At 72.4% G+C, this 10,471-nt stretch carries 10 protein-coding genes; 9 read left to right on the forward strand and 1 reads right to left on the reverse strand.

Features of this window, described 5'->3' with window-relative positions; all coding sequences use genetic code 11:
• Window positions 1–228 precede the first annotated feature (228 nt).
• The 9 genes from N801_RS03860 (at window position 229) to N801_RS03900 (ending at window position 10,102) form a co-directional block, all read left to right on the forward strand.
• On the forward strand, window positions 229–2,349 hold the full coding sequence (locus N801_RS03860; RefSeq protein ID WP_035933061.1) for a hydantoinase/oxoprolinase family protein: 2,121 nt from the start codon (window positions 229–231) through the stop codon (window positions 2,347–2,349).
• A complete protein-coding gene (locus N801_RS03865; protein ID WP_035933063.1) occupies window positions 2,346–4,280 on the forward strand; it encodes a hydantoinase B/oxoprolinase family protein in 1,935 nt (644 codons plus the stop codon). Before N801_RS03860 ends, N801_RS03865 begins: the two co-directional genes overlap by 4 nt.
• Entirely contained in the window at window positions 4,261–5,115 is an 855-nt protein-coding gene (locus N801_RS03870; protein ID WP_035933064.1) for an NmrA family NAD(P)-binding protein, read from the forward strand. Before N801_RS03865 ends, N801_RS03870 begins: the two co-directional genes overlap by 20 nt.
• A gap of 58 nt (window positions 5,116–5,173) precedes the next feature.
• Window positions 5,174–5,650 carry a nucleoside deaminase gene (locus N801_RS03875; protein ID WP_035933068.1) on the forward strand — a complete coding sequence of 159 codons (477 nt, stop codon included), beginning with the start codon at window positions 5,174–5,176 and terminating at the stop codon, window positions 5,648–5,650.
• A 2-nt stretch (window positions 5,651–5,652) separates the two neighbouring features.
• On the forward strand, window positions 5,653–6,144 hold the full coding sequence (locus tag N801_RS03880; protein WP_035933070.1) for a hypothetical protein: 492 nt from the start codon (window positions 5,653–5,655) through the stop codon (window positions 6,142–6,144).
• A 79-nt stretch (window positions 6,145–6,223) separates the two neighbouring features.
• Window positions 6,224–6,568 (forward strand): PadR family transcriptional regulator, encoded by a 345-nt coding sequence (locus N801_RS03885; RefSeq protein ID WP_035933072.1) that lies wholly within the window; start codon window positions 6,224–6,226, stop codon window positions 6,566–6,568.
• The gene (locus N801_RS03890) at window positions 6,565–7,200 is read left to right on the forward strand and encodes an HAAS signaling domain-containing protein (RefSeq protein WP_035933076.1); all 636 of its coding nucleotides are present in this window, start codon (window positions 6,565–6,567) and stop codon (window positions 7,198–7,200) included. Before N801_RS03885 ends, N801_RS03890 begins: the two co-directional genes overlap by 4 nt.
• A 200-nt stretch (window positions 7,201–7,400) precedes the next feature.
• Window positions 7,401–8,576 (forward strand): CaiB/BaiF CoA transferase family protein, encoded by a 1,176-nt coding sequence (locus N801_RS03895; RefSeq protein ID WP_035933078.1) that lies wholly within the window; start codon window positions 7,401–7,403, stop codon window positions 8,574–8,576.
• Window positions 8,573–10,102: an acetyl-coenzyme A carboxylase carboxyl transferase subunits beta/alpha gene (locus tag N801_RS03900; protein WP_035933082.1), complete on the forward strand. Its 1,530-nt coding sequence runs from the start codon at window positions 8,573–8,575 to the stop codon at window positions 10,100–10,102. The genes N801_RS03895 and N801_RS03900 overlap by 4 nt, the downstream gene beginning before the upstream one ends.
• Here N801_RS03900 and N801_RS03905 read toward each other — a convergent pair.
• Window positions 10,080–10,436: a helix-turn-helix transcriptional regulator gene (locus tag N801_RS03905; protein WP_211254664.1), complete on the reverse strand. Its 357-nt coding sequence runs from the start codon at window positions 10,434–10,436 to the stop codon at window positions 10,080–10,082. The genes N801_RS03900 and N801_RS03905 overlap by 23 nt on opposite strands.
• Window positions 10,437–10,471 lie beyond the last annotated feature (35 nt).

Raw genomic sequence — 10,471 nt, forward strand, 5'->3', positions numbered from 1 at the left:
CGCCGTGGCGGCATGCCCGGGCGAGATCGACGTGCGGCTGCGGGAGGGACCCGACCTGGCGTGCTGGCCACCGCCCCCCGGCCCCACCCGCCTCCCCTTTTCCGGGGGCGGCGGGAAACGGTTCCCGGGCGAGGCCGGGCTCATTGGCGGGTTGTGAGGCGGTTCAGACGATCCGTTGGCAGAGATTGACAACGAGACCGGACGGCATACCGGGCTTGAATTTCCCCCATGGCGCAGCGACGGATCAGGATCGGTATCGACACGGGCGGGACGTTCACGGACGTCGTGGCCTTCGACGAGGACAGCGGTGAGCTGGTCACGACGAAGACCCCCAGCACGCCCAGCAACCCGGCGGACGGCTTCATCAACGGCATCGACAAGGTGCTGGGTCTCATGGAGGCGAGCGGCGAGGACATCACCGCGGTCTGCCACGGGACCACCGTCGCCACGAACAAGCTCCTCGAGGGCAAGGTGGAGCGGCTCGGGTTCATCACGACCGAGGGCTACGAGTTCATGCTCGAGATCGCCCGTCAGGCCGTGCCCGACGGCTACGGCAACTCCTACTTCTGGGTCAAGCCGCCACGCATCGTTCCCGCGGAGGCGGTGCGCACCGTCGGTGGGCGCGTCGACTTCGAGGGCAACGAGATCCGCCCGTTCGACGAGGAGAGCGCCGTCGCGGCGGCACGCTGGTTCAAGGACCACGGCATCACGACGATCGGGGTCTGCTTCCTGCACTCGTATGCCGCGGACGACCACGAGCTGCGGATGCGCGAGATCCTGCGCCGCGAGCACCCCGAGGCGATCGTCTCGATCTCGAGCGAGGTGCTGCGCGAGTACCGCGAGTACGAGCGCTCGATGACCACGCTCGTCGACGCCGCGGTCAAGCCCAACGTCAGCCGCTACGTGAGCAACATCCACAGCCGCCTCGAGGGCTTCACCGGCGGCAGCGGACGCGAGATCCCCTTCTACATCATGAAGTCCAACGGCGGCGTCCTCTCCGCCGACGAGGTCGTCCACCAGCCCATCACGACCGTCCTGTCCGGGCCCGCCGCCGGTGCGCTGGGCGCGGCCCTCATCGCGCAGAAGGCCGGCTTCGACAAGGTCCTCACCTGCGACGGTGGCGGCACCTCGACCGACGTCTCCGTCGTCCTCGACGGTGAGCCGACGCTCACCACCGAGGGCACCGTGGGCGCCTACCCGAGCAAGATCCCGATGATCGACGTCGTCACCGTCGGCGCCGGCGGCGGCTCCATCGCCTGGGTCTCCCCCGAGGGCGCGCTCAAGGTCGGGCCGCACTCCGCGGGCGCCGACCCCGGGCCGCTCTGCTACGGCAAGGGCGGCACCGCCCCGACCATCACCGACGCCCACGTCACCCTCGGGCGCATCCCCCCGCACCTGCTCGGCGGCGAGATCCCGCTCGACGTCGACGCGGCCCGTACCGGCATCGAGGAGCTCGCCGGTCGGCTCGGCCTCGACTTCGAGCGCTGCGCCACCGGCATCCTCGAGATCTCGGCGTGGAACCAGGCCAACGCCCTGCGCCAGGTGAGCGTCAAGCGGGGACTCGACGTGCGCGACTTCATGCTCACGACGTTCGGCGGCTCCGGCTCGCTGCTCGCCTGCCGCCTCGTCGACATCCTCGACCTCGCCGGCGTCGTCGTCCCGCAGAACCCCGGCAACGTCAGCGCCTTCGGCCTGCTCACCGTCGACGTCAAGAACGACTACGTCCAGACGCAGGTGGCCAAGCAGACCGCGCTCGACCACGCGGCCATCGAGAAGACGTTCAGCCACCTCACGGCGCGGGCGGCCGCCGCCCTCGACAAGGAGGGCTTCTCGCCGGAGGAGCACCAGTTCACGCGCACCGTCGACCTGCGCTACTTCGGGCAGGCCTACGAGGTGCGGGTCACCGCGCCGACCGACCGACCCGTCGACGCCGCCTACGCGGCCCAGGTCGGGTCGGGCTTCCACGACGAGCACCGTCAGCTCTACGGCTACGACTTCCGCGACGACCCGCGCCAGCAGGTCGAGTGGGTCAACCTGCGCGTCACCGGCGTCGGCCCGATCACCCGCCCCCAGCTGCGCGAGCTCGCCGCCGCCGCTGACGGTGGCTCGGTCGAGGACCGCGCCCGCCGCTCGACCCGCGAGGTCTGCTTCGACGCCGAGGACGGCTACGTCGAGACCGGCGTCTGGTGGCGGGCCGACCTCGCCGCCGGCGACACCATCGAGGGGCCGGCGATCATCGAGGAGTTCGGCTCGACGGTCCCGGTCCACCCGGGCTTCACCGTGGTGGTCGACGCCTACGGCAACCTCGTCATCACCAAGACCACGACCACGACGAAGGACGCGCGATGAACACGGCAGGCCTGCCCACGGCATACGAGCACGGCAAGCGCCTCACCGCTGCCGACAGCAGCGTCGACCCCATCCTCGTCGAGATCGTCCAGGGCACCCTGGCGAGCGTCGAGATGGAGGTCGAGACCGCGATCGCGCGCACGTCCCGCTCCCCCATGATCCGCGACGCGCACGACTTCCGCGCCGGGATCCACGACCGCCAGCTGCGCAAGCTCACCGGCCGGTCCTACAGCGCGCTCGTGCACCCCATCGCACGCGACTTCCCGCTGTCGGAGATGAACGAGGGCGACGTCTTCTTCCACAACGACGTCTACGAGTCCGAGGGCGGCATCGGCCACCTCCCGGACCTCTGCGTCACCGTCCCCGTCTTCCACGAGGGCGAGGTCGTCGCGTTCGTGCAGGCCTTCGGGCACCACGACGACATCGGCGGCGCCGTGCCCGGCTCGATGCCGAGCAACGCGACGAGCGTGCACGAGGAGGGGCTGTCGGTCCCGCCGATCAAGCTCTGGGACGCCGGCGTGCCCAACAAGGCCGCGCTGCGGATCATGACCCGCAACTCGCGCATGCCCGACAGCCTCGCCGCCGACCTCGACGCCGAGTGCTCGGCCTGCCTCATGGGTGCCCGCCGCCTCGCGGACCTCTTCGCCCGCTACGGCCGCGACAGCGTCGAGACCGCGTTCGACGCCATCCTCGACACGACCACCGAGACCTACCGCCGCGAGATCCTCAGCAAGATCCCCGCGGGCAGCTACGTCTGGGAGGACTACGCCGAGCACGACGGCATCGACGAGCCCCGGCTGCACACCCAGCGGATCACGCTCACCAAGGTCGACGACGCCCCCGCCGACCCCGAGACCAACTTCCCGGGCGGGCCGCGGCTCATCGTCGACTTCACCGGCACCGCGCCGCAGGCGAAGGGACCGATCAACCACTGCGGCGACTACGTCGGCGGCAACTTCCTCAAGAAGTGGCTGGCGCCGATCCTGCGCAACCTCGCCGACACCCCCGAGCGGATGGCCGAGCTCGACGTCAACGAGGGCATCGTGCCGCTCATCGAGATGCGCTTCCCCGAGAAGGGCACGCTCCTCACGCCGATCTACCCGGCGCCGACCAACGCCCGCACCTTCGTCATCCTCCGCCTGCTCGGCGTCCTCTCGGGCGTCGTGGCGAAGGCCGTCGACGGCCAGATGCCGGCCGACCAGGAGACGATCCGCTACACGGGCGTCTACGGCAAGGACCGCGACGGCAACGACTACCTCATGCGCGAGGTGCTCGGCGGCGGCTCCGGCGGGCGCTACTACGCCGACGGCGAGGACACCATCCACGTCGTGCCGGACTCCCGCAACCTGCCGACCGAGTTCACCGAGTCGCGCTTCCCGTTCATCGTCGAGCGGCTCGGCCTGGCCGTCGACTCCGGCGGCGCCGGCCGCTACCGCGGCGGCCTCGGCTACGAGAAGCACATCCGGATGCTCAACGACGCGAACTTCATGTCCATCGCCGACCGCTCGATCCTCGCCTGCTGGGGCGTCAAGGGCGGCAAGGCCGGCCAGTCGTTCAGCGTCACCGTGGACGTCGGCGGCCCCGAGGAGCGCGACGTCGACGCCCTCGCCGACGCCGAGCCCGTCAAGGCCGGTCAGGTCATCCGCATCCGCACCACCGGCGGCGGCGGCTGGGGCGACCCGCTCGAGCGGCCCCTCGACGAGGTCGAGCGCGACCTGCGCTGGGGCAAGGTCTCCTTCGAGGGTGCGCGGACGGCATACGGCGTCGTGGCGACCGGCGACAAGGACGACGTGAGCATCGACGCCGAGGCGAGCGAGGCACTGCGCGCCCAGCTGCGCGACGACCGCGAGGAGCAGCCGTTCTTCGACCGTGGACCGGGGTACGCCCGCCTCGCCGACGGCGCCGCCGCGAGTGAGTACGACTGGGTGTGACCCCGTCCTGAGCGAGGTCCTCGTCATGGGCGCGGCCGGCAAGACCGGCCGCGCCGTGACGCGCGCCCTCGTGGCTCGCGGGGTTCGCGTGCGCGCTGCGGTCCGAGCGGGGTCACGTGGTGTCCCGGATGCCGGCCCGTCGGTGCGCGTGGTCACGCTCGACCTCACGACCGGGGACGGTCTGGCCGAGGCGATGGCCGGGGTCGACGGGGTGTACCACCTCGCCCCGAACGTCCACCCCGACGAGGTGGCGATGGCCCGTCGGGTCGCGCACTCCGCTGCGGCACAGGGGGTTTCGCGTTTCGTCTTCCACTCCGTGCTGCACCCCGACGACGCGTCGATGCCGCACCACCGGCGCAAGGCCGAGGCCGAGCGGGCGATCCGCGCGCGACTCGACTCGGTCACCGTCCTGCGCCCGGCGGCATACGCGCAGAACCTGGTTCCCGCGGCCCGGGCCGGACTGATCGAGGTCCCCCACTCCGTGGACGCGCCCTTCACCAACGTCGACCTCGACGACGTCGCGGAGGTCGCGGCCATGGTCCTCACCGAGGAGGGGCACGGGGGCGAGACGTACGAGCTCGCCGGCCCGGAGCGGCTGTCCGTGCGTGAGATGGCCGAGACCGCCGCCTCGGTCCTCGGACACCCGGTCGAGGCGGTCGCGATCCCGGTGCAGGAGTGGGTCACCGGCCCCGGTGCGACCCTTCCGGAGCAGGCCCGTGACGACCTCGTCGCGATGTTCGAGAGCTACGACCGGCAGGGACTCGTCGGCGACCCGAGCAGCCTCCGGCGACTCCTGGGCCGGGAGCCGCGCTCCTGGCGGGACGTCCTGGCCTGACTGCGGACACGGGCGCCAAGTGCTGTCACACGACCCCACGTGCTGACAGCATGAGGACATGACCGACGAGCAGAAGTGGCTGGACCACGCGATCGACCTCGCCATCGCCAACGTGGCCAGTGGCGGGGGGCCGTTCGGTGCGGTCGTCGTGCGTGACGGGGTCGTCATCGGTGAGGGCGGCAACAGGGTCACGGTCGACCTCGACCCGACCGCGCACGCGGAGGTCGTCGCCTTGCGCAACGCGTGCCGCGAGGTGGGCGACTTCGCCCTGACCGGGGCGACCGTCTACGCGTCGTGCGAGCCGTGCCCCCTCTGCCTCTCGGCCTCGCTCTGGGCGCGCGTCGACGCGGTCGTCCACGCGGCGGACCGGCACGCGGCCGCGGGCGCGGGCTTCGACGACGCGGTCTTCCACGGGTTGCTGGACCCGGCGCCGGAGTCGGAGGCCTGGCCGATGCGCCGGGCTCACGTCCCCGCGGCCAGGTCGGAGGAGCCGTTCGACGCGTGGCGCGCCCTGCCGCACCGCACGGAGTACTGACGTTGGACGTCTCGACCTTCTACGCACTGTTCTCCGCGACGTGCTTCACGCTCGTCGGGCTCTGGTGGACGGTCGTCCAGAAGCACGAGGCCTGGCTGCGGACCGCGGAGGGACGCCGCGACATGGGCGGCATCTACCTCGCGTTCCTGCTGCCGGCCCTCATGGGCCTGTTCGCGCAGATCGGGGGCACGACGAACCCGCTCATCTGGCGGGTCAGCTTCGTCGCCGTCGCCGCCATCGGCTGCTGGTCGACGCTGCGGCTGCTGCATCGCTCCCGGCGGGACGGGGACGCGGGGACCTTCGCCCGCCACCGGTGGATCGCGGCGGTCATCTACGCCGCGGTCGCGGTGCTCGGCGTCGCCCCCGAGATCGCCGAGCCGCTCGGTGTCACGCCGCTCCAGGCGGAGGCGACGCTGCTCATCCTCCTCGTGGCCGTGGCGCACTGGCTCGTGTGGGAGTTCATGACCCACACCGAGCCCGACACCCCGACCTGACCCCGCGCCGTGTGCCTGAGCGCGAGCCCTGGGTCGCGCTCAGGCACACGAGGCGCGGGCGTGCGCTATCTTGTGTCGCATGGTACCCGGCGACGACGCCATCCTGACGCACCTCCGGCGTGGTGCGCTGGAGTACTGCGTGCTCGCCATGCTGCGCGACCAGCAGCTCTACGGTCTCGACATCGCGCGGCGCCTCGCCGTCGACGGCATCCTCATGTCCGGCGAGGGGACGCTCTATCCCCTGCTCGCCCGGCTGCGGCGGGCCGGACTCGTGGACACGACGTGGCAGGAGTCGGTCGAGGGACCGCCCCGCCGCTACTACGCCCTCACCCGCGACGGTCGGGAGGCCCTCGCCGCCTTCACCCGCACGTGGAAGCCCTTCCGCGACGCCGTCGACTCCGCACTCCTCAGGGGGACCCCATGAGCACTCCCGTCAGCCACCCGCTCGTCGGTGCGTACCTGCGCGACCTCGAGATGCTGCTCCACGGCGTCGAGCCCGGTGAGCGCGCCGAGGTCCTCGCGGGAGTGCACGAGCACCTCGAGGCCTCGCTCCCGCCGAGCGCCTCCGACGACGACGTGCGACGCACCCTGACCGAGCTCGGCTCGCCGCAGTCGGTCGCCGACGAGGCGTATGCCGGCCGCCCGGCGCCCGCTCCGCCCGCGGCGCCCGCGGCGCCCGTGCGTCCGCGTCCGTCACCCTGGCTGGCCCAGGTCGCGTGCGTCCTCAACGGTGTGATGCTCGCGCTCGTGCTGCTGCTGGGCTGGCTGGTCCCCCACGGGATGGAGTGGATCGGGCTGGCGGCCTTCTTCACGGTCCCCTGGCTCGCCGTCGCCGTCCTGACGTCGATGACCGAGGTGTGGTCCTCGGGCGAGAGGACCCGCTCGATCCTCCTCATCCCGGCGACGCTCCTCGGGCTCGCCCTGCTGACCTGGGTCCTCACCGCGCTCATCGGCTGGCACGACCTCGCGCTGCGCCTCACCACCGTGGCCGTGGTCCTCTCGGCCTCGTGGGTCGTCGTCGGCCTGATCCGCTCGGCGAAGCGGCGGCCGGGCTGAGCGGGCCGGCACACGTCAGCCCCTCGCCTCGTGTGCCTCAGCGCGAGCCAGGGGTCGCGCTGAGGCACACGAGGCGGGGGTGGAGGGCCGGTTTGGCAGATGGTGACACCGTCGCGACGCCGTCCTTGCCACGACCTGACCGGTTCCCGGGCCGCTCGGCTCCCTAGGCTCGACTCCACGCCCAACGAAGGAGCCGGACCGTGAGCGGACCACTGCAGGACATCACCGTCGTCGACCTCTCGCGCGCCCTCGCCGGGCCGCACGCGGCGATGATGCTCGGGGACATGGGGGCGCGGGTCATCAAGGTGGAGACCCCCGGCACCGGTGACGACACCCGCGGCTGGGGGCCGCCGTTCGTCGGGCCCGAGGACGAGCCGATCTCGACGTACTTCCTCGCGGCGAACCGCAACAAGGAGTCGATCACCCTCGACCTCAAGTCCGACGACGGCCGCGCCGTCCTCACCCGGCTGGTCGAGCGCGCCGACGTGCTCATCGAGAACTTCCGCCCGGGGGTGCTCGACCGCCTCGGCTTCCCCGTGGAGCGGCTCCACGAGCTCAACCCTCGGCTCGTCGTCCTCGCCATCAGCGGCTTTGGCCACGACGGCCCCCAGGGCGGGCGCGCCGGCTACGACCAGATCGCCCAGGGCGAGGCCGGCCTCATGTCGGTGACCGGTCCCGACGCCGACAGCCCGCAGCGGGTGGGCGTGCCCATCGGTGACCTGCTCGCCGGGATGTACGGCGCGTTCGGCGTCGTGTCCGCCCTCCACGAGCGGCACACGACGGGCACGGGCCGCGTCGTCCGCACGAGCCTGCTGGCCGCGGTGGTGGGGTCGCACGCCATGCACGGCACCGGCTACACGGTCGCGGGCCACGTCGCCCGCGCCCAGGGCAACCACCACCCGAGCATCTCCCCCTACGGCCTCTTCCACTGTGCCGACGGCGACGTGCAGGTCGCCTGCGGCGCCGAGTCGCTCTGGGTCAGGCTCGCCGAGGGCTTCGGCATCGACCCGACGACGCCGGGCATGGCGACGAACCGCGAGCGCATCGCCCACCGCGACCAGGTGGCCGCCACCCTCAACGAGGCGTTCGCGTCGTGGCGCCTCGACGACCTCCTCCCCCGGCTCGCCGAGCTCGGCATCCCCTCCGGCGAGGTGCGGACCATCGACCGCGTCTACGACTGGGACCAGACCCGCTCGCAGGGGCTCGTCATCGAGGTCGACCACCCGGTGCTGGGCCAGATCGAGATCCCCGGCCCGCCGATCCGCTTCGACGACAACGCCTTCGCCGGCGGCCGCGAGACCCACCTCGCTCCCCCGACGCTCGGGCAGCACGACGCGAGCATCCGCGCCTGGCTCGACAGCGAGGACCCGGCATGAGCGTCAAGCCACACCGGCCGACGTCGAGCGAGCTCATCGCCGCCGTCCTCGACGACGGCGCGTGGACGAGCTGGGACGAGGCACCGCTCCCCGTGGCCGAGCCCGGGAGCCCGTATGCCGGCGAGCTGGCTGCCGCTGCCGAGAAGGCCGGGACCGACGAGTCCATCGTCACCGGCGAGGGACGGATCCGCGGGCACCGCGTCGCCGTCATCGCCGGTGAGTTCGGCTTCCTCGCCGGCTCCATCGGGGTCGCCGCCGCCGAGCGGATCGTCCTCGCCTTCGAGCGGGCCACCCGGGAGCGGCTGCCGCTCTTCGCCGCCCCGGCCTCGGGCGGAACCCGCATGCAGGAGGGCACGCCCGCCTTCGTGACGATGGTGAAGATCTCGGGAGCCGTCGCGGCCTACAAGCGTGAGCACCTGCCCTACATCACCTACCTGCGTCACCCCACAACCGGAGGGGTGTTCGCGTCGTGGGGCTCGCTCGGCCACGTCACGGTCGGCGAGCCCGGCGCCACGATCGGCTTCCTCGGGGCCCGGGTCTTCGAGGCGCTCTACGGCGAGCCGTTCCCCCGCGACGTGCAGACGTCCGAGAACCTCTTCGCGCACGGGCTCCTCGACGCGGTACTCCCGGTGGAGCTGCTCACCGAGACGGCCGGGCGCTTCCTCGACCTCGTCCTCGCCCCGCGCGACGACTCGGCCGCACCGGACGTCCCCAAGGAGCCTCTTCGCGACGTCCCGGCCTGGGAGTCGATCACCCGCTCCCGCAACCCCGCCCGCCCGGGCGTGCGCGCCCTGCTCAAGCTCGGCGCCACGGACGTCCTGCCCCTGTTCGGCACCGGGGCCGGCGAGTGGGACCGGTCCCTCTTCCTCGCGCTCGCCCGCTTCCGCGGCGCGCCCTGCGTCGTCCTCGGGCAGGACCGCCGCGGCGAGCGGACCGAGGCCCCCCTGGGCCCGTCGGGCCTGCGCGTCGCCCGTCGCGGCATGAAGCTCGCCACCGAGCTCAACCTGCCGCTGGTCAGTGTGATCGACACCGCGGGAGCCGCGCTCTCCAAGGAGGCCGAGGAGGGCGGCATGGCCGGCGAGATCGCCCGGTGCCTCTCCGAGCTCGTCGTCCTCGAGGTCCCGACCGTCTGCGTGCTGCTCGGGCAGGGGACCGGCGGAGGCGCCCTGGCCCTCATGCCGGCCGACCGGGTGATCAGCGCGCAGCACTCGTGGCTCTCGCCGCTGCCACCCGAAGGTGCGTCGGCGATCCTGCACCGCACGCCCGACCGGGCGCCCGAGCTCGCCGAGCGCCAGCGCGTCCGCTCGCTCGACCTCCTCGAGGACGGCATCATCGACCGGATCGTCGCCGAGCACCCCGACGCCGCCGACGAGCCGGAGGCCTTCTGCACCCGCATGGCCCAGGCCATCCGGCACGAGCTCGCCGAGCTGGGGCCGCTCGACCCCACGGAGCGACTGGCGGCGAGGCACGGGCGCTACCGCCGTCTCGGACGGGGCAGCGACGCTAGGACTCCAGGCGCCGACTGAGGGGGACGACCGTCGAGTCCGTGCGGTGGCGAGCCGACCGCCGGGACTGCTGCCTGCCGTCCTCCACGAGGTCGACGAACTGCCCCACCGTCACTCCGACCTCCAGTGGGTGGCGGAACGGCTCCTCACGACGCACGACGTAGCGGTTCCGCCGGCCCACGCGCATCCGGATGATGATGCCGGCGCGTTCGAGGTCGCAGACGATCTGCTGGACGGAGCGCTCGGTGATGCCGGTGCGCACCGCCACGTCACGCAGCAGGACGTCCGGATCCTGGGCCAAGCACACGAGCACGTGTCCGTGGTTGGTCAGGAACGTCCATCCGTCCCTCTTCACGTTCCCGACGTTACCGAGGGGCCCCGCCTCCGGGA

This window comes from Knoellia aerolata DSM 18566, from assembly GCF_000768695.1.
Lineage (GTDB): Bacteria > Actinomycetota > Actinomycetes > Actinomycetales > Dermatophilaceae > Knoellia > Knoellia aerolata.